The organism is Streptomyces sp. 351MFTsu5.1 (assembly GCF_000383655.1).
GTDB lineage: Bacteria > Actinomycetota > Actinomycetes > Streptomycetales > Streptomycetaceae > Streptomyces > Streptomyces griseorubiginosus.
This window is the reverse complement of record NZ_KB911801.1, coordinates 1-19,940: the sequence shown is the minus strand read 5'-3', so window position 1 is coordinate 19,940 and position 19,940 is coordinate 1. Positions and strand designations below refer to the sequence as shown.

Annotated in this window: 17 protein-coding genes; 13 read left to right on the top strand and 4 right to left on the bottom strand. The window is 70.8% G+C overall.

All coding sequences use genetic code 11. The features are described from left to right. Positions 1–56 precede the first annotated feature (56 nt). From iolC to mmsA, 5 genes are read left to right on the top strand one after another with little or no spacing between them, the layout of a single operon-like run. On the top strand, positions 57–1,007 hold the full coding sequence (gene iolC / locus H295_RS0139240) for a 5-dehydro-2-deoxygluconokinase (protein WP_020140834.1): 951 nt from the start codon (positions 57–59) through the stop codon (positions 1,005–1,007). Continuing rightward, positions 1,004–1,885: a Cgl0159 family (beta/alpha)8-fold protein gene (locus H295_RS0139235; protein WP_020140833.1), complete on the top strand. Its 882-nt coding sequence runs from the start codon at positions 1,004–1,006 to the stop codon at positions 1,883–1,885. Before iolC ends, H295_RS0139235 begins: the two co-directional genes overlap by 4 nt. Positions 1,886–1,895: 10 nt before the next feature. Next, entirely contained in the window at positions 1,896–2,711 is an 816-nt protein-coding gene (gene iolB / locus H295_RS0139230; protein WP_020140832.1) for a 5-deoxy-glucuronate isomerase, read from the top strand. After that, positions 2,708–4,585, top strand: coding sequence for a 3D-(3,5/4)-trihydroxycyclohexane-1,2-dione acylhydrolase (decyclizing) (iolD, locus tag H295_RS0139225; protein WP_020140831.1), 1,878 nt, complete (start codon positions 2,708–2,710; stop codon positions 4,583–4,585). Before iolB ends, iolD begins: the two co-directional genes overlap by 4 nt. A gap of 14 nt (positions 4,586–4,599) precedes the next feature. Then, positions 4,600–6,102 carry a CoA-acylating methylmalonate-semialdehyde dehydrogenase gene (gene mmsA / locus H295_RS0139220; protein ID WP_020140830.1) on the top strand — a complete coding sequence of 501 codons (1,503 nt, stop codon included), beginning with the start codon at positions 4,600–4,602 and terminating at the stop codon, positions 6,100–6,102. A 51-nt stretch (positions 6,103–6,153) separates the two neighbouring features. Here the strand turns inward: mmsA and H295_RS0139215 are convergent, their stop codons facing one another. Next, positions 6,154–6,993, bottom strand: a complete 840-nt coding sequence (locus H295_RS0139215; protein ID WP_020140829.1) for a hypothetical protein — start codon at positions 6,991–6,993, stop codon at positions 6,154–6,156. Between the two features lie 200 nt (positions 6,994–7,193). On the opposite strand from H295_RS0139215, the gene H295_RS0139210 reads away from it, so the two are divergent. From H295_RS0139210 to H295_RS0139190, 5 genes are all read left to right on the top strand, one after another. After that, entirely contained in the window at positions 7,194–8,585 is a 1,392-nt protein-coding gene (locus H295_RS0139210; RefSeq protein ID WP_020140828.1) for an APC family permease, read from the top strand. 143 nt (positions 8,586–8,728) lie between these two features. Then, positions 8,729–11,362, top strand: coding sequence for an alpha/beta fold hydrolase (locus H295_RS0139205; protein ID WP_020140827.1), 2,634 nt, complete (start codon positions 8,729–8,731; stop codon positions 11,360–11,362). Further along, a complete protein-coding gene (locus H295_RS0139200; protein WP_020140826.1) occupies positions 11,359–12,225 on the top strand; it encodes an ABC transporter permease in 867 nt (288 codons plus the stop codon). Before H295_RS0139205 ends, H295_RS0139200 begins: the two co-directional genes overlap by 4 nt. A 147-nt stretch (positions 12,226–12,372) precedes the next feature. Further along, positions 12,373–13,902, top strand: coding sequence for a vWA domain-containing protein (locus H295_RS0139195; protein WP_028810165.1), 1,530 nt, complete (start codon positions 12,373–12,375; stop codon positions 13,900–13,902). Positions 13,903–13,974: 72 nt separating this feature from the next. Continuing rightward, entirely contained in the window at positions 13,975–15,885 is a 1,911-nt protein-coding gene (locus H295_RS0139190) for an AMP-dependent synthetase/ligase (RefSeq protein ID WP_020140824.1), read from the top strand. A gap of 102 nt (positions 15,886–15,987) precedes the next feature. On the opposite strand, the gene H295_RS0139185 is transcribed toward H295_RS0139190, so the two are convergent. From H295_RS0139185 to H295_RS0139175, 3 genes are all read right to left on the bottom strand, one after another. Continuing rightward, positions 15,988–16,398 (bottom strand): rodlin, encoded by a 411-nt coding sequence (locus H295_RS0139185; protein ID WP_028810164.1) that lies wholly within the window; start codon positions 16,396–16,398, stop codon positions 15,988–15,990. A gap of 125 nt (positions 16,399–16,523) precedes the next feature. Continuing rightward, entirely contained in the window at positions 16,524–17,549 is a 1,026-nt protein-coding gene (locus H295_RS0139180) for an LCP family protein (RefSeq protein WP_043218733.1), read from the bottom strand. A gap of 107 nt (positions 17,550–17,656) precedes the next feature. Beyond that, the gene (locus tag H295_RS0139175; protein ID WP_020140821.1) at positions 17,657–18,058 is read right to left on the bottom strand and encodes a rodlin; all 402 of its coding nucleotides are present in this window, start codon (positions 18,056–18,058) and stop codon (positions 17,657–17,659) included. 250 nt (positions 18,059–18,308) lie between these two features. On the opposite strand from H295_RS0139175, the gene H295_RS0139170 reads away from it, so the two are divergent. From H295_RS0139170 to H295_RS48650, 3 genes are all read left to right on the top strand, one after another. After that, on the top strand, positions 18,309–18,725 hold the full coding sequence (locus H295_RS0139170; protein ID WP_020140820.1) for a rodlin: 417 nt from the start codon (positions 18,309–18,311) through the stop codon (positions 18,723–18,725). Positions 18,726–18,960: 235 nt separating this feature from the next. Next, entirely contained in the window at positions 18,961–19,212 is a 252-nt protein-coding gene (locus H295_RS0139165; RefSeq protein WP_199788677.1) for a chaplin, read from the top strand. 105 nt (positions 19,213–19,317) lie between these two features. Continuing rightward, the coding region (locus tag H295_RS48650; protein ID WP_158691116.1) for a chaplin at positions 19,318–19,940 on the top strand (623 nt) is incomplete at its 3' end.

Below are 19,940 nucleotides of genomic sequence, written 5' to 3'. Positions count from 1 at the left end.
TCGGCGTACGGGGCTACAAACGCCGGGAGAGCCGACGCAGGTACGAAGGGAAGCCGATGGGGTACGACCTGATCACCATGGGGCGGATCGGTGTGGACCTGTATCCACTCCAGACCGGTGTCCCGCTGCCGCAGGTGACGTCCTTCGGCAAGTTCCTGGGAGGCTCGGCGTCCAACGTCGCGGTCGCCGCCGCCCGGCTTGGCCGGCGCACCGCGGTGATCACCCGCACCGGCGACGACCCCTTCGGCACCTATCTGCACGAGGCCCTCCAGGGCTTCGGCGTGGACGACCGCTGGGTCACCCCGGTCCCCGGGCTGCCGACCCCGGTCACCTTCTGCGAGGTCTTCCCGCCGGACGACTTCCCGCTGTACTTCTATCGGCAGCCCAAGGCCCCGGACCTGGAGATCGACGCCCACGAGCTGGACCTCGACGCGATCCGCGAGGCCCGCGTCTTCTGGGTCACCGGCACCGGCCTGAGCGAGGAACCCAGTCGTACGGCGACCCTGGCGGCCCTCGCCCACCGCGCCAAGGCCGGCATCACCGTCTTCGACCTCGACTGGCGCCCGATGTTCTGGACGCACCCGGACGAGGCCCGCCCCTTCTACGAAGAGGCCCTGCGCCACACCACCGTCGCCGTCGGCAACCTCGACGAGGTCGAGGTCGCCACCGGAGTGCGCAAGCCCCGCGAGGCGGCCCAGGCCCTCCTGGACGCCGGTGTCGAGCTCGCCGTCGTCAAGCAGGGCCCCAAGGGCGTCCTGGCCGTGGACAGCAAGGGCAACGAGGCCGAGGTCCCGCCCCTGCCCGTGAACGTCCTCAACGGTCTCGGTGCCGGTGACGCCTTCGGCGGCTCCCTCGTCCACGGCCTCCTCGAAGGCTGGGACCTGGAGAAGGTCATGCGGCACGCCAACGCGGCCGGCGCCATCGTCGCCTCCCGCCTCGAGTGCAGCTCGGCGATGCCGACGGTCACCGAGGTCGAGGACGCGGTCGCGGCGGGAGCGGTCAAGTGAGCGTCGACATCACCGAACTCGTGCGCCTGCGCGCCGAACGCCCCGAGGCGATCGCCGAGGCGGCCGCCTGCCGTCCCCGCAGGCCGCTGCTGAACGACAGCGGCCGCCTGATGATCGTCGCCGCCGACCACCCGGCCCGCGGCGCGCTCGGCGTCGGCGGCAACCGCATGGCCATGGCCAACCGCGCCGACCTGCTGGAGCGCCTCGTCCTGGCGCTCGGCCGCCCCGGCGTCGACGGGGTGCTCGCGACCGCCGACATACTCGACGACCTGCTGCTGCTCGGCGCCCTGGACGGCAAGGTCGTCATGGGCTCCATGAACCGCGGCGGCCTCCAGGGCGCCAGCTTCGAGCTCGACGACCGCTTCACCGGCCACCGTGCCGAGGACATCGAGCGCCTGGGCTTCGACGCCGGCAAGCTGCTCCTGCGCATCGACTACGACGACCCGGGCTCCCTCACCACGATGGAGTCCACCGCCCGCGCCATCGACGACATGGCCGCGCGCCGACTCCCGCTCTTCGTCGAGCCGTTCATCAGCTCCCGCACCACCGAGGGCAGGGTCAGGAACGACCTGTCCGCCGAGGCCGTCACCAAGTCGATCGCCATCGCCTCGGGCCTGGGCGGCAGTTCGGCCTACACCTGGCTCAAGGTCCCGGTGTGCGACAACCCCGACGACATGGGCGAGGTCATGGCCGCCTCGACCCTGCCCGCCGTCCTGCTGGGCGGCGAGGTTGGCGACGACCAGGACGGCGCGTACGAGAAGTGGCGCGGCGCCCTCCAACTGCCCACCGTGCGCGGCCTCGTGGTCGGCCGCTCCCTGCTGTACCCGGCGGACGGCGACGTGGCCGCCGCCGTGGACACCGCCGTAGGACTGCTGTGAGGGCCGCCGCATGACACACAACGAGCTGTACGTCCCCAAGGGCGCCTCCATCAACGCCCAGTACGCGGTGGACATCGACCCCAAGCGGGCCGGCTGGACGCATTGCAGCCTGCGGATCGTCGAGCTGGCACCGGGTGGCACGCACACCTTCACCTCCGGTGACAGCGAGTGGATCGTCCTCCCGCTGGAAGGCGGCTGTACCGTCCACGTGGGTACCGAAGAGTTCCAACTCCTGGGCCGGGAGAGCGTGTTCGCCGGAGTCTCGGACTTCGCGTACGTGCCCCGGGACACCCAGGCATCGATCGCCTCCGGCGCGGGAGGCCGCTTCGCCCTGGCAGGAGCGAAGTGCGAGCGACGACTCCCCGCCCGCTACGGCCCCGCGCCGGAGGTCCCCGTCGAAGAGCGCGGCAGCGGCACGCAGTTGCGGCACGTGCGCAACTTCGCCTCGGCCGACGCCTTCGACTGCGACAAGCTCATCGCCGTCGAGGTGGTCACCCCCGGCGGCAACTGGTCCTCGTACCCGCCGCACAAGCACGACGAGAACCGGCCCGGCGTGGAAGCCGAGTTGGAGGAGATCTACTACTTCGAGATCGACGGCCCGAACGGGTTCGGCTACCAGCGCGTGTCCCCCTCCCGTGAGGGCGGGGCCGACATCCTCGCCGAGGTCCGCTCCGGCGACGCCGTCCTCGTCCCCGACGGATGGCACGGCCCGTCCGTCGCCCAGCCCGGCCACGACATGTACTACCTCAACGTCATGGCGGGCCCGGGTGAGACGCGGGAGTGGCGGATCTGCTTCCACCCGGACCACACGGAGGGCTACCGATGACCACCCGCCTGACCGTCGCACAAGCGCTGGTCCGCTTCCTGGCCGCCCAGTACACCGAACGCGACGGCGTACGGCAGCGGCTGATATCCGCCACCTGGGGCATCTTCGGCCACGGGAACGTGGCCGGGCTCGGCCAGGCCCTCGTCGAGTACGGCGACGACATGCCCTTCCACCAGGGCCGCAACGAGCAGTCCATGGTGCACGCGGCCGTCGGCTACGCCCGCCAGTCGAACCGCCTCTCCACCCACGCGGTCACCACGTCCATCGGCCCCGGCGCGACCAACCTGGTGACGGGCGCGGCCCTCGCGACCATCAACCACCTCCCGGTCCTGCTCCTGCCCGGCGACATCTTCGCCACCCGCGTCGCCGACCCGGTCCTCCAGCAGCTCGAAGTGCCGTACGCGGGCGACATCAGCGTCAACGACAGCCTGCGCCCCGTCTCGAAGTACTTCGACCGCGTCACCCGCCCCGAAGCCCTGATCCCGGCCGCCCTCCAGGCGATGCGGGTCCTCACCGACCCCGTCGAGACCGGCGCGGTCACCCTCGCCCTCCCGCAGGACGTCCAGGCCGAGGCGTACGACTGGCCGGACGAGTTCTTCGCCGAGCGCACCTGGACCGTACGGCGCCCGGGTGCCGACCCCACCGAACTCGCCGAGGCGGTGAGCGCGATCAGGGTGGCCCAGCGCCCCCTGGTCATCGCCGGCGGCGGGGTCCACCACAGCCGCGCCGAGGAGGCCTTGGCCGAGTTCGCGGCCGCCACCGGCATCCCGGTCGCCTCCACCCAGGCCGGCAAGGGCTCGCTGCGCCACGACCACCCCCAGGACGTCGGCGCCGTCGGCCACACCGGCACCGCCACCGCCAACGAACTGGCCCGCCAGGCCGACCTGGTGATCGGCGTCGGCACCCGGTACACCGACTTCACCACGGCCTCCGGGACCCTCTTCGAACAGCAGGGCGTCCGCTTCCTCAACCTCAACATCGCGCCCTACGACGGCCACAAGCTCGCGGGTCAGCCCCTGGTCGCGGATGCCCGCAGCGGCCTGACGGAACTCACCGAGGCTCTTCAGCTGCACACCCACCGCGTCAGCGGCACGTACATCGACGAGTACAGCCTCGACAAGGAGCGCTGGGAGCAGCGCGTCGACGCCTGCTTCGAGGCCGAGGAACCCGACATCCGGCCGACCCAGGCGCAGGTCCTCGGCGCCCTGGACGCCCTCGCCGACGAGTCCGACGTGATCGTCAACGCGGCCGGCTCCCTCCCCGGCGACCTGCACAAGCTGTGGCGCGCCCGGTCGAGGGACCAGTACCACCTGGAGTACGGCTACTCCTGCATGGGCTACGAGATCCCGGCCGCGATCGGTGTGAAGATGGCCGCTCCCGAGCGGAACGTCTGGGCGCTGGTCGGCGACGGCACGTACCTGATGATGCCGACGGAGATCGTCACGGCCGTACAGGAGGGCATCGCGATCAAGCTGCTGCTCATCCAGAACCACGGCTACGCCTCCATCGGCGGCCTGTCCGAGACGGTCGGCGGCGAGCGCTTCGGCACGGCCTACCGCTACCAGTCGGACGACGGCACCTACACGGGCGCCCCGCTGCCCGTGGACCTGGCCGCCAACGCGGCCAGCCTCGGTATGCGCGTGCTGCGTGCGAAGACCGTACGAGACCTCCGCGCAGCCCTCGCCGAGGCGCGGGCCGCGGATACTCCCACATGTGTCTACGTCGAGACGGAAACGGCAGACACAGTGTCGGGCCCGCCGCCGGCGCAGGCCTGGTGGGATGTACCTGTGGCCGAGACCGCGACCAGAGCGTCCGCGGTGAAGGCCCGTGAGCTGTACGAACGGCACGTCTCTACCCGACGCCGCCATCTGTGAAGGAGTACTCGGTCATGACGAAGATCGTCAACCACTGGATCGGCGGCAAGACCGTCGAGGGCGCGTCGGGGAACTACGGGCCGGTCACCGACCCGGCGACCGGCGCGGTCACCACGAAGGTCGCGTTCGCCTCGGTCGACGAGGTCGACGCCGCCGTGGCCGCCGCGAAGGACGCGTTCCAGACCTGGGGCACCTCGTCCCTCGCCAAGCGCACCACCATCCTCTTCAAGTTCCGCGCCCTTCTCGAGGCGAACCGGGACGCGATCGCCGAGCTGATCACCGCCGAGCACGGCAAGGTGCACTCCGACGCGCTCGGCGAGGTCGCGCGCGGCCTGGAGATCGTGGACCTGGCGTGCGGGATCACCGTGCAGCTGAAGGGCGAGCTGTCCACCGAGGTCGCCAGCCGCGTGGACGTGGCGTCCATCCGCCAGCCGCTCGGTGTCGTCGCCGGCATCACGCCGTTCAACTTCCCGGCGATGGTCCCGATGTGGATGTTCCCGATCGCCATCGCGACCGGCAACACCTTCGTCCTCAAGCCGTCCGAGAAGGACCCGTCGGCCTCCGTCAAGATCGCCGAGCTGCTCGCCGAGGCCGGTCTGCCCGACGGCGTCTTCAACGTCGTGCACGGCGACAAGGTGGCCGTCGACCGCCTCCTGGAGCACCCGGACGTCAAGGCCGTCTCCTTCGTCGGCTCGACCCCGATCGCCCGCTACATCCACACCACCGCCTCCGCCAACGGCAAGCGGGTGCAGGCCCTGGGCGGTGCCAAGAACCACATGCTGGTCCTGCCGGACGCCGACCTGGACGCGGCGGCCGACGCGGCCGTCTCCGCGGCCTACGGCTCCGCGGGCGAGCGCTGCATGGCGATCTCCGCGGTCGTGGCCGTCGGCTCCATCGGCGACACGCTGGTCGAGAAGATCCGCGAGCGCGCCGAGAAGATCAAGATCGGCCCCGGCAACGACCCGGCCTCCGAGATGGGCCCGCTCATCACGAAGGTGCACCGCGACAAGGTGGCGTCCTACGTCGAGGGCGCGGCCGCCGAGGGCTGCGAGGTCGTGCTCGACGGCACCGGCTTCACGGTCGAGGGTCACGAGGACGGCCACTGGATCGGCATCTCGCTGCTCGACAAGGTCCCGACCACGGCGAAGGCCTACCAGGACGAGATCTTCGGCCCGGTCCTGACCGTGCTGCGCGTCGACAGCTACGACGACGGCATCGCGCTCATCAACGCCTCGCCGTTCGGCAACGGCACCGCGATCTTCACCCGGGACGGCGGCGCCGCCCGCCGCTTCCAGCTGGAGGTCGAGGCCGGCATGGTCGGCGTGAACGTCCCGATCCCGGTCCCGGTCGGCTACCACTCCTTCGGCGGCTGGAAGGACAGCCTCTTCGGCGACCACCACATCTACGGCAACGACGGCACGCACTTCTACACCCGCGGCAAGGTCGTCACCACCCGCTGGCCCGACCCGGCCGACGCCCCCACGGGCGTGGACCTGGGCTTCCCGCGCAACCACTGAGGCACGTCCGGGCGCCGGACACGCGCGTGCCTGTCCGGCGCCCGGCTCCGCTCACTGCTTGCCGGCGGCGTCCTTGACGACCTTGCTCACGTCACCGGTCTCGGCGGCCGGCGGGGCCTTCACGACGGCCGTCCTGCCGAACTTCTCGAAGTCCATGGTCACGGTCATCGCGCCGATCTTCTGCTTCAGCCGCACCGGCAGGTCGTCGCCCCCGACCCAGACGTCCATGGTCATCGATGAGGCTCCACCGGTGACCGCGCCGGAGAGGGTGTCCTGGTCGCCGTAGGCGTCCTTGAACTTGCCCAGCTGGGCCTGGTCGAGCCGCGCCCGGTAGTGCGTCGCGCTCCGCCCGTCGACGGTCTCCTTGCCGAGATCCTCGACGTTCTTCGCGTACTTGAGGCCCTTCATGGAGGCCGCCGGGCTCCCGCCGCCGGCCCCGTTGAACGCCTGCGCGCCCTTCTCGCCGAAGACGGCCGATGCGTCGACCTTCATCCACTCCTTGCCCTTGAGCGGGCCGGAGGGCTGCGGGTCGATGTCGTAGTAGTAGGCGCCGTCCACGAACAGCATGCGCGTGGTCGGGGCGTGCTGGAGCTGCTGCATCTGGGCGGCCTTCGTGTCCATGTCGACGTCGAAGGCGTAGCCGCCGCCCCAGGAGTAGGTGCCCTCCATGGTGATCGGAGCCGCACCCGTGGCCGTCGCGGTGGATATCCTCACCTCCGCGGAGCCCAGGTTCTCCGTCCGGTCGGTGGCCCGCGCGAGCGCCGCCATGATCGCGTCCGTCCTGTCGGCGACGTCGACCGCCCTCTTCACGCCCTCCGAGCCGCAGGCCGAGACCGCGACCATCGCCGCCGCCGTGAACCCCACCCAGGCAGCGGTGTACTTGAGCTTCATGTGCCCCCCTGAATGATCAGTGAGCTGCGACTTTAGCGGTACGTTTTTTCACGCCGCCACTGCGATTCCCGTACCCCGGAAAACGCAGACGCCATTAAGCGAAACTGTCGTATTCACCAATCCGACGCCTCTCGATCTACGGATTTCGCAGCAAGTCACCTATTGACGCGCCGGTTTTCGTCGGGGTTCCATGCAGCACCATGACCGACACCCTCCGCCCCGCCGACACCGTCGGCGCCCAGGCGCCGGAGCACGGCCACGCCACGCTCAACCGCTCCATCGGCGTGGTCGGCGGCACCCTCCTCACCCTGTCGTGCGTCACCCCGGCGTCCACCCTCTTCGTGGTGGTCCCGGACCTCTTCGGCACGCTCGGGACCGCCACCGCCCTGACGATCGCCATCGGCTCCCTCCTCTGCATCGCCGTGGCGTTCTGCTACTCGGAGCTCGGCACCCTCATCCCGAGCGCCGGCGGCGAGTACGCCATGGTCTCCACGCTGGCCGGACGCCTCGCGGGCTGGCTCGTCTTCGTGCTGTCCCTCCTGGTCGTCATGATCGTCCCGCCGGTGATCGCGATGGGCACGGCCGACTACCTGGCCCCGGTGATCCACCTGGACCCGTCCGTCGCGGGCGCCGGCGTCATGCTCCTGGCCACCCTCGCCGGCCTCCTCGACCTGCGCGCCAACGCGTGGATCACCGGCGTCTTCCTGGTCCTCGAGGTGATCGCGGCGGCCGTGGTGGCCCTCCTGGGCTTCACCCACGCGGAACGCGGCCCGAGCAGCCTCCTGTCCATGCAGGTGGCGGGCGCGCACGGCCAAGTGGACACGGTGACGGCCATGCTGGTGGTCTCGGGCCTTGCCATCGCCCTCTTCGTCACCCAGGGCTTCTCGACGGCCGTCTACCTCTCCGAGGAACTGGAGAACCCCCGCCGCAATGTGGCCCGCACGGTCCTGGCCACCCTCGCCATCTCCACCGTGATCATCCTGGTCCCGGTGGTCGCGATCACCCTGGGCGCCTCCGACCTCACCGAACTGACCGGCGGCGACATCGGCACCATGGTCTCGGCCTGGTCCAACTCCGCGGTCGGCACCTTCGTCAGCCTGTGCGTCGCCCTCGCGATCATCAACGCAGGCATCGTCATGGTCATCCAGAACTCCAGGGTCCTGTTCGCCTCGGCGAGGGACAAGGCCTGGCCCTCCCCGGTCAACACCGTCTTCGCGAAGCTCGGCCGCTTCGGCTCCCCGTGGGTGGCCACCCTCGCGGTGGGCATCCCGGGAGCGGCCCTGTGCTTCGTGAACCTGGACACGCTCTACGGCGTCACGGGCGTCTCGGTGACGGGCATGTACCTCCTGGTGGCAGTGGCGGCCCTCCTCTCCCGCCGCAACCACCACAAGCACACCCCGGCCTGGCGCATGCCGCTCTGGCCCGCCGTGCCGATCCTCCTGATCGCGGTCCTCGCGTACATCCTGACCCAGCAGGAACCGGAGTACCTGCTGTGGACGGGCGGAATCACAGCAGCGGCGACCCTGTACTGGGTGCTGTACCTGCGCCCCCGAGCCGCAACAAGGTGGCTCGTCTCGATTCCGGATGCGTGAACTGACCCAGGGGCGGACGCCCACGGGCCCAGAGCCGTACCGCACCTGCTGTACGGGACGAGACCGACTCCACCCCCAGGATGGCCCGGAGTTCAGCCCCCGGTAGATAAGTTCCCGACAGCTTCACCCCGTACCGTTGAATCATGGATCTTCGACGCCTCCGGAGGCCGCGGTGGATCGCCGCCGCGGCCTCCGTCGTCGTCCTCGCCGCAGCCGGGACATGGACGGCCGCCGCTTCCGACGACCCACCCCCGGTGCACCGCGCGGACCAGATCATGTCGATCGACGGCGTCCGCATAGACACCTCGTACTTCACGACGAACGGCACCGAGAGGCGCCCCGCGGTCCTCATAGGCCACGGCTTCGGCGGCAGCAAGAACGACGTACGCCCACAGGCGGAAGCCCTCGCGAGAGACGGCTACGCGGTCCTCACCTGGTCGGCGAGAGGCTTCGGCAGGTCCACCGGCAAGGTCGGCCTCAACGACCCCGACGCCGAGGTCAAGGACGTCAGCAAGCTGATCGACTGGCTGGCGAGGCAGCCCCAGGTCCAGCTCGACAAGCCCGGTGACCCCCGGGTCGGTGTGACCGGCGCGAGCTACAGCGGCGCGATCTCCCTGCTGGCCGCCGGCCACGACGACCGCGTGGACGCCATCGCGCCCGAGATCACCTACTGGAACCTCTCGGACGCCCTCTTCCCGAACGGCGTGTTCAAGAAGCTCTGGGCCGGAATCTTCGTCAACTCCGCAGGCGGCTGCGCCAAGTTCGAGCCGCAGATCTGCGCGATGTACCAGCGCGTCGCCCAGTCCGGCACCCCGGACGCGAGCGCCGAGAAGATGCTGGAGGAACGCTCCCCGTCGGCCGTGGCCAAGGACATCAAGGTCCCCACCCTGCTGTTCCAGGGCCAGACGGACTCCCTGTTCCCGCTGGACCAGTCCGACGCCGCCGCGAAGGCGATCCGGGCCAACGGCGCCCCCGTCGACGTCGACTGGATCGCGGGCGGCCACGACGGCGGCGACCTGGAGACGAGCCGCGTCCAGGCGCGGACCGCGTCCTGGTTCGACCGCTACCTCAAGGACGACAAGTCCGCCGACACCGGCCCCGCCTTCCGCGTCACCCGCACCCTCGGCACCGGCACCGGCGACGGCGAACCCCGCCTCACCGGCGTCACCGCCGACACCTACCCCGGTCTGGAGAGCGACGAGCACAAGGTCCGACTCGCAGGCCGCGAGCAGGACTTCGTCAACCCGGCCGGCGCCAGCCCGCCCGCCGTCTCGGCCCTCCCCGGCCTCGGCAGCGCCGGCGGCCTCGCCCAGCTCTCCTCCCTGGGCGTCGGCGTCTCCCTCGACTTCCCGGGCCAGTACGCCGCGTTCGAGTCGGCCCCGGTGAAGGACGACCTCCAGATCACCGGCTCGCCCACCGTCACCGTCCACGTGAAGTCGACCAGCGACGACGCGGTCCTCTTCGCCAAGCTGTACGACGTCTCCCCGGGCCGCGGCGGACAGCAGACCCTGCCCTCCCAGCTCGTCGAGCCCCTCAAGGTCGAGGGCGCGAAGGCCGGCAAGGACGTCACGATCACCCTCCCGGCGATCGACCACGAGATCGACGACGGCCACCGCCTCAGGCTGGTCCTCGCCTCCACGGACCTCGGCTACGCCTCCCCGGTGACCCCGGCGACGTACACCGTCTCCCTGAAGAGCGACCTCCAGGTCCCCACCGCCCTCGGCGAGAAGAACACCCAGGCCCCGCTGCCCGCCTGGGTGTGGTGGCTGCCCCTGGCCGGCGCGGTGCTCGCGCTGGTCCTCGTGGTGACCGGCCGTCGCCGTACGACGGCCCCGGCGCCCCCCGAGCCGGAGCTGGCGGAAGTCCCCCTCCAGATAAGCGACTTGAGCAAGCGGTACGCCAAGTCCGCCGACCGGTACGCGGTCCGCGACCTCTCCTTCCGCGTCGAGAAGGGCCAGGTCCTCGGCCTCCTCGGCCCGAACGGCGCGGGCAAGACCACCACCCTGCGCATGCTGATGGGCCTGATCAAGCCCGACGGCGGCGAGATCCGCGTCTTCGGTCACGCCATCGCCCCCGGTGCCCCCGTCCTCTCCCGCGTCGGCGCCTTCGTCGAGGGCGCCGGCTTCCTCCCGCACCTGTCGGGCCGGGAGAACCTGGAGCTGTACTGGCGGGCCACCGGCCGCCCGCCCGAGGACGCCCACATGGAGGAGGCCCTGGAGATCGCCGGCCTCGGCGACGCCCTGGCCCGCGCGGTGCGCACCTACTCCCAGGGCATGCGCCAGCGGCTGGCCATCGCCCAGGCCATGCTGGGCATGCCGGACCTGCTCATCCTCGACGAACCCACCAACGGCCTCGACCCGCCGCAGATCCGCGAGATGCGCGAGGTGATGATCCGCTACGCGGCGGCCGGCCGCACGGTCATCGTCTCCAGCCACCTCCTCTCGGAGGTCGAGCAGTCCTGCACCCACCTGGTCGTCATGGACCATGGCCGGCTCGTCCAGGCGGGCCCGGTCCGCGAGATCGTCGGCTCCGGCGACACCCTGCTGGTCGGCACCGCCGTACCGGTCGAGGAGCCCGTGGCCGAGAAGGTCGCGGCCCTGCCGGGCGTGGCGTCGGCGGTCACCACCGACGACGGCCTTCTGGTACGACTCGACGCCGACGGTTCCGCGCAGCACCTGGTCGCCGAACTGGTCCGGCTGGAGGTCCCCGTGACGTCGGTGGGCCCGCACCGCCGCCTCGAGGACGCCTTCCTCACCCTGATCGGAGACTCCGCATGAGCAGCACGCTCACCGAGCGCGCGGAGGTCGCCGACGGCTACCGCGCGGGCCGCACCCTGCCCCTGCGCGTCGAGCTGGCACGGCAGTTGAAGCGCCGCCGCACCCTCGTCATGTACGGCATCCTGGTCGCCCTGCCCTTCGTCCTGCTGATCGCGTTCCAGCTGGGCGGCGGGCCGGGCTCGGGCAACAACCGGGTCAACCTGATGGACACGGCGACCCTGTCGGGGCCGAACTTCGCGGCGGTCAACCTCTTCGCCTCCGCGGGCTTCCTGCTGATCATCCCCGTGGCGCTGTTCTGCGGGGACACGGTCGCCTCTGAGGCCGGCTGGTCCTCGCTGCGCTATCTCCTCGCGGCCCCGGTGCCGAGGGCCCGGCTGCTCTGGTCGAAGCTCGTCGTCGGCCTCACCCTCAGCCTGGTCGCGATGATCATGCTCCCGCTGGTCGCCCTCGCGGTCGGTACGGTCGCCTACGGCTGGGGCCCGCTGGAACTCCCCACCGGCGGCTCGCTGTCGGCGGGCACGGCGGCCGGACGCCTGCTGATCACGGTGGCGTACCTCTTCGTCTCCCAACTGGTCACCGCAGCCCTCGCGTTCTGGCTCTCCACCCGCACCGACGCCCCCCTCGGCGCGGTCGGCGGCGCGGTCGGCCTCACCATCGTCGGCAATGTGCTGGACCAGGTGACCGCCCTCGGCGACTGGCGCGACTTCCTGCCCGCGCACTGGCAGTACGCCTGGCTGGACGCCGTACAGCCGAAGCTGGAGTGGTCCGACATGATCCAGGGCACCTCCCTGTCAATAACGCTGGCTCTGGTGCTGTTCGCCCTGGCCTTCCGGGGTTTCGCCCGCAAGGACGTGGTCTCCTAGGTCAACGGAGGGTCACCCACCGGTCTCGACGGGCCGTCTCCGTGCCCCCTTCGATACCCATCCGCAACGCTCCGTGGCGCACGTTCCGGCCCCCTGACCCGTCACAGTCGCAGAAGCCGACGTCAACAGGCCCAGGGGGTAGGGACGATGGAGCGACAGCGGACACGACAGGTGATGCTCGCCCTCACGGTGGCGGGCGGCCTGCTGCTCACCGGCTGCGGCGGGGGAGAGGACGGCAGCAACAGCAGCACCGACGGATCGAAGGGCGGCTCGTACGGCTCGGCCTTCCCGGCCCCGGACCAGCCCGAGGGCGATCAGAACTCCGGGGAGTCCCGCGACCTCGACTCCCCGGAGCCGCAGGCACCCGACTACCTCTCCACCTTCGCCCTCGACGTCGACACCGCTTCCTACGGCTACGCCCGCCGCACCCTCGCCGAGGGCCGCCGCCCCGACCCCGCGACGATCCGCCCCGAGGAGTTCGTCAACAGCTTCCGTCAGGACTACGACCGCCCCGACGGCAACGGCTTCTCGGTCACCGTCGACGGCGCCCGCACCGACCAGGACCACTGGTCCCTGGTCCGGGTGGGCCTGGCCACCAGGAACGCCGAGGACGACGCGGACGAACGCCCGCCGGCCGCCCTGACCTTCGTCATCGACATCTCCGGCTCCATGGCCGAACCCGGCCGCCTCGATCTCGCCCAGCAGTCCCTCGACACCATGACGGAACGCCTCCACGACGACGACTCGGTCGCGATCGTCACCTTCAGCGACGAGGCCGAGACGGTCCTGCCGATGACCCGCCTCGGCGGCCACCGCGGCAAGATCCACCACGCGATCGACGGCCTGGAGCCGACGTACTCCACCAACCTCGGTGCGGGCGTCGAGACCGGCTACCGCACGGCGGTCAGGGGCCTGCGCGAGGGCGCCACCAACCGGGTCGTCCTCATCTCCGACGCCCTCGCCAACGACGGCGACACCGACCCCGACTCCATCCTCGACCGCATCGACACCGCCCGCCGCGAACACGGCATCACCCTCTTCGGCGTGGGCGTCGGCAGCGACTACGGCGACGCCCTCATGGAACGCCTCGCCGACAAGGGCGACGGCCACACCGTCTACGTCTCCGGCGCCGACGACGCCGAGAAGGTCTTCTGCGAGCAGCTCCCGCAGAACATCGACCTCACCGCCCGCGACGCCAAGGCTCAGGTCGCCTTCGACCCACGGACCGTCGAGCGGTTCCGCCTGATCGGCTACGACGACCGCCGCGTCGCCGACGACGACTTCCGGGACGACCGCGTGGACGGCGGCGAGGTCGGCCCCGGCCACACCGTCACCGCCCTCTACGCGGTCCGCACCAGGCCCGGCGCCGAGGGGCACCTGGCCACCGCGACCGTCCGCTGGCAGGACCCCGAGACCCGCGCCCCGCACGAGCGGTCCGCCGAGCTGGAGACCTTCGACGACTCCCTGCACCACGCGAACCCCCGCTTCCAGGTCGACGCGGTCGCCGCCTACTTCGCCGACGCCCTGCGCGACACGTACACCGACCAGCGCCTGCCGGGCCGGCCGTCCATGAGGGAACTCGCGCACTGGGCGGACGAGTTGGGCGACCGCACCGACGACAGCGCGGTCCGCGAACTCGCCGCCACCATCGGCCGGGCCCGGCACCTCACGGACTGACGCCGGACCCATTGACCTTTTCTTACTTGAGGGTAAGTTAGCGGCCCAGTCGGAGCCGACCGGGGAGCCAGCATGGGCGTACGCAAGGACCTGAAGAGGGCGAGAAACCTGGCGGGCCGGAGCGCGGTCGAGGTCGTCAAGGACGAGAACGGTGTCGTACGGGAGGCCCGCACACCGCCCCTCGCCCCGCCCCCGACCACCGGCAGCATCGCCGACCTCCCCTTCACCAACGCGGCCGAGACCCCGGACACGGTGGTGCTGCACCGCCGTGACGGGACCGGCTGGCGTCCGGTCACCGCCCGGGAGTTCGCCGCCGAAGTCACCGCCGTGGCCAAGGGGTTGATCGCGGAGGGGCTGGAGCCCGGCGGCCGGGTCGCGGTGATGTCCCGCACCCGCTACGAGTGGACGGTCCTCGACTTCGCGATCTGGGCGGCGGGCGGGCAGACCGTCCCGGTCTACGCCACCTCCTCCGCCGAGCAGGTGGAGTGGATCGTCCGGGACTCCGGCGCCCGCCATGTCGTCACCGAGAACGCCGAGAACGCGGCGACCGTCACCACCGGCACCGCCGACCACCAGGTCAAGCCCCGTGTCTGGCAGGTGGAGTCAGCGGCCCTCGACGAACTCACCGCCCTCGGGCACGACATCCCCGACGACGAGGTCACCAAGCGCCGCGCCGCCCTCACCCCCGACACCATCGCCACGATCTGCTACACCTCCGGCACCACCGGCCGCCCCAAGGGCTGCGTCCTCACCCACGCCAACCTGCACGCCGAGGCCGCCAACACCGTCGAGCTGCTGCACCCCATCTTCAAGGAGGTCACCGACCAGACCGCCTCCACCCTGCTCTTCCTCCCGCTCGCCCACATCATGGGCCGCACCCTCCAGATCGCCTGTCTGATGGCCCGCATCGAGATCGGCCACTGCCCGAGCATCAAGCCCGACGAACTGCGCCCCGCGCTCAAGGAGTTCCGCCCGACCTTCCTCGTCGGCGTCCCGTACCTCTTCGAGAAGATCCACGCCACCGGCCGCGCCACCGCCGAGAAGATGGGCCGCGCCGCCTCCTTCGACCGCGCCCACCGCATCGCCGTCCGCTTCGGCCAGGCGTATCTGAACAGGTTCCTCGGCCGGGGCAAGGGCCCGGGCCCCGGCCTCTACGCCGCCTGGGGCCTGTACGACCTGCTCGTGTACCGCCGGATCCGCAAGGAACTCGGCGGCCGCATGAGCTACGCCATCAGCGGCGGCTCACCCCTCGACCGCGACCTCAACCTGTTCTTCGCCGCGGCCGGCATCATCATCTACGAGGGCTACGGCCTCACCGAGACCACCGCCGCCGCCACCATCGTCCCGCCGCTCAGCCCCCGCCCCGGCACGGTCGGCCAGCCGATCCCCGGCACCGCGATCCGCATCGCCGAGGACGGCGAGGTCCTCGTCAAGGGCGGAGTCGTCTTCGGTGCCTACTGGAACAACCCCGAGGCCACCGACGCCGTTCTCAAGGACGAGTGGTTCGCCACCGGCGACCTCGGCGCCCTCGACGAGGACGGCTACCTCACCATCACTGGCCGCAAGAAGGACCTCCTCGTCACCTCCGGCGGCAAGAACGTCTCCCCGGCGGTCCTGGAGGACCGGCTGCGCAGCCGGGCCCCCGTCGGCCAGTGCCTCGTCGTCGGCGACAACCGCCCCTTCGTCGCCGCCCTGATCACCCTGGACCCCGAGGCGATGACCCACTGGCTCTCCGTCCGGGGCCTGCCCGCCGACACCCCGCACGCCGAACTCGCCAAGGACGAACGGCTGCACGCCGACCTCCAGAAGGCCGTCGACCACGCCAACGCGGCCGTCTCCCGCGCCGAGTCGATCCGCGCCTTCCGCCTGGTCGAGGGGGAGTTCACCGAGGACAACGGCATGCTCACCCCGTCCCTGAAGGTCAAACGGCACGCGGTGACGGCGGCGTACGCGGAGGACATCGAGGCCATCTACCGGAAGTGAGGCCGCCTGCCGGCCGTGAGGCACCCGTTCGGCACCCGGGCGCACGAAAACGGCGGGCCACCGGAGAACCGGTGACCCGCCGTTCCGGCGGAGCGGGGAGCCTCAGCTGTGCGAGGCGCCGTTGCCGGACAGGGCCGAGATGTCGTCCAGGATGTGCGACAGCGGCTCGTCGCCCTTGGCCTGGGTGCTGTTCTCGACACACTGCTGGTTCTGCGGGGCCGACAGGATCGGCACGTCCTGCAGGACGCCGACGGCGGCGACGCCGACGAGGCCCTGGAGGTTCAGCTTGGCCGGCAGGCCGACACAGGGCTTGTTCAGCGAACCCTGGACCAGCGAGAGCTGCGGGCTCATGTCGCCGAACGTGGCCGAGTTGCCGAACTCCTGCGAGGCGCCGTTGCCACTGGCGGACGTGGTGCCGCTGTCGTTGCCGATGGCGAGCGCCTGGGGGGCGGCCGCGGCCGCGACACCGGCGACGGACGCGGCAACAGCCGCGGTTGCCCACAGCTTCTTCATGTTCATTCCCTTCGAAAAGCGGACTCCGGGGAGGAGCTGCATGATCGTCAACGCCCGACCCCCGGCCGGGGTTGCGCTCTTTGCCCCGATTGGCCCAGCGCGCGTCCGGAACCGGCGGGCGCCCCTCATGTGCAGGCGTAAGCACTCCCGCGCACGGTGACGGCATGCATCAGGCGGGGCGGGTCGTAGGGCTTCGGATTCGTACCCGCCTTGAGCAGCGACCGGTCCTCGCGCAGCGTCTTGAACATCGCGCCCGCCTTCGCCTTGTCCCAGGCCAGCGTGGAGCCGATGTCCGGCCGGGTCGGGTTGAACCCGGCGATCGGCACCGTCGCGAACTCCGTGTTCTTCGCCTGCACCTTGTGCAGCGCGGTCGCCAGCTCCACCAGGTCCCCGGCGGTGAAACCCTGCTCGTCGCGCCCGGACCCGAGCAGCGTGCGCACCAGGCCGGCCGTCTTCACCGGGTCGGTCAGCAGCCGCTTCGCCTGGAGCCCGCGCAGCGCCTGCACCAGGAACCGCTGCTGACGCTGGATGCGCCCGAGGTCCGCCGCCTGGTCCACCTTCCGCGACCGGACGTACTGGAGCGCCGGGCCGCCCTTCAGCCGGTGCTTGCCAGGCTTCAGATCCAGCTTGGTGGCCTTGTCCTGAAGGCGCCGGGCGGTGCACACCTCGACTCCGCCGACCTTGTCGACGCCGTCGATGAACCGCCGGAAGTCCAGCTGGAGGTAGTGGTCGATGTTCAGTCCGGTCATCGACTCGACGGTGGCGACGGTCAGCCGGGGGCCGCCCTCGGCGTACGCGCCGTTGATCTTCGAGGGGCGCGCCGGCAGCTGCTTGCCGGTGCCCTCGTCGCGGTGGGGCGGGATGTCGGCGTAGGAGTCGCGTGGCAGGGCCACCACGCTGACGCGGTCCTGGCGGGCCGAGACATGGACCACCATCAGGGCGTCCGTGCAGTCGCAGGCGAAGCCACCGGCGTGGAACTTCTGCTTCTCGGCGGCGGAGATGGTGTCCCGGCTGTCCGTTCCCATCACCAGGATGTTCGTGCCGTGCCCGGCGTGGGCCGTGCGGCCGGGGGCGGTCCGGCCAGGGAGGACGGCGCCCGCGAGCAGCAGGGCGGAGGTCGCCAGGACGACCGAGGAAAGGGTTCTCTTCATCGTCACGCGACGCAAAATAAGTCAGCGGACCGCCGGTGGTACGGCGGCCCGCTGACGAGGGCTCAGAAACCAGCCCCAGGGCTCATCGGCCCACGGTGCGTGACAGCTCAGCTGTGCGCGGCGCCGTTGCCGGACAGGGCCGAGATGTCGTCCAGGATGTGCGACAGCGGCTCGTCGCCCTTGGCCTGGGTGCTGTTCTCGACACACTGCTGGTTCTGCGGGGCCGACAGGACCGGCACGTCCTGCAGGACGCCGACGGCGGCGAGGCCGAGGATGCCCTGGAGGTTCGCCTTCGCGGGCAGGCCGATGCAGGGCTTGTTCAGCGAACCCTGGATGAGCGCCATCTGCGGGCTCATGTTGCCGTAGGTGGCCGAGTTGCCGAACGACTGCGAGGCACCGTTGCCGCTGGCGGACGTGGTGCCGTGGTCGTTGCCGATGGCCATGGCGGGGGAGGCGGCACCCACGATGGAAGCGGCGACCGCGGCGGAAGCCAGAACCTTCTTGATCACTTGCTGATTCCCTTCTGGAGAAACCCCGACCACCGGAGCGCTCTGCACAACTCGCCCCGGCGCGGCTTGGTTGCTGTCATTCACTCCGATGGCCCAAAGGGGCTCGGGGGAATTTCGCGCCGCGGCAGCGCCATTCGGGTGACGGGTCGAAACCAATCCGGGTGCCACGGGTTGATGCGGAGGCAGGAACAGTGCGTCTCGTCCCCGGGGACGTGTCCCAGGAGGCGTGTCCCAGGAAAGGAAAGCGAAAATGCTGAAGAAGGCAATGGCCGTGGCGGCGGTCGCCGCGTCCGTCGTCGGTGCCTCGGCGGCGGTGGCCCCCCAGGCGCTTGCCATCGGCAACGACCACGGCACCACGTCGGCCAGCGGCAACGGCGCCCACAGCGCGTTCGGCAACCAGGTGACCAAGGGCGACATGAGCCCGCAGGCCACGCTGGTCCAGAGCTCGCTCAACAAGCTCTGCGTCGGCCTGCCCGCGAAGGCGAACCTGCAGGGCCTCGTCGGCGTCATCGCCGCCGTCGGTGTCGCGCAGGACGTGCCAGTCCTGTCGGCCGCGCAGAACCAGCAGTGCGCCGAGAACTCCACGCAGGCCAAGGGCGACGAGCCCCTGTCGCACATCGTGGACGACGTCTCCGCCCTGTCCGGCAACGGCGCCGTCGGCAGCTGAATCTCCGCTTCGAAATCGCCCGGGCCACGGCCCGGGCGATTTTTTGTTGCTGATACACCGTCAATTGCTTTTCGTGTTGCTCGTATGAGGTGTTTCCTTGAAGGCGTTCGAGTGAATTACCCGGCGACACACGTTCCGTAGTTTCCTTCGCTGTCTATGCCTCGTTCTACAGCCTGCCGGTCATGGTGCGAGCCGTCCCGAATGCGCTCGCTCGGTTTCTACCGTCACCTCAGGCATGACCGCAGAGAAGGGAAACCTCATGAAGAAGACCGCCGCTGTCGTCGCGGGCGCGATCATGGCCCTCGGCATGGCCGCCCCGGCCTTCGCCGACGCGGGTGCCCAGGGTGCCGCCATCGGCTCCCCGGGTGTCCTCTCCGGCAACGTGGTCCAGATCCCGGTGCACGTGCCGATCAACGTGTGCGGCAACACCGTGAACGTCATCGGCCTGCTGAACCCGGCCATCGGCAACAGCTGCGTCAACGGCTGACGACGTACACCGCCAGCCGCCCGGCTGTGCCAGGGCCGGCCCCGGACGTCTTCCAGTCGTTCGGGGCCGGCTTTTCCCATTTCTTCGAGCAGGAAGACAACGAGATTGCGCCAGACACTGAGCAAGGGAATGGTCGCGGCCGCCGCCGCGACGAGCATTCTGTCCCTGTGCGGCGGTCCCGCGATCGCCGAATCGCACGCGGGCGGGGCAGCCAGGGACTCGGCGGGCGTGCTGTCCGGCAACACCGCGAAGGCGCCGCTGGAGGTGCCGCTCAACGCCTGCGGCGACTCCGTGGACGTGATCGCCGCGCTCGACCCCGCGTTCGGCAACTCCTGCGCGAACGCCCCGGCCCCGCACAAGGCCGGTTCCCACGGTCCCCACGGCCGGCACGCCTCCCGCGGGGACGACCACGGCTACGGCGGCGACGACTGCGACACCGACGGCGGCTACGGCAGCCACGGCGGCGACTGCGGGGAGACGCCACCCCCGACCAAGCCCCCGCACACACCCCCGACGAAGCCCCCGCACACACCTCCCCACACCCCACCCCATACGCCTCCGCATACGCCCCCGCACACCCCACCTCACACGCCCCCGCACACTCCGCCGACGACGAAGCCGCCGCACACGCCGCCCCACACCCCGCCGCACACCCCGCCCCACACTCCGCCGACGACGCCGGGGACTCCGCCCACGACGACGCCGCCGCACACGCCCCCGCACACCCC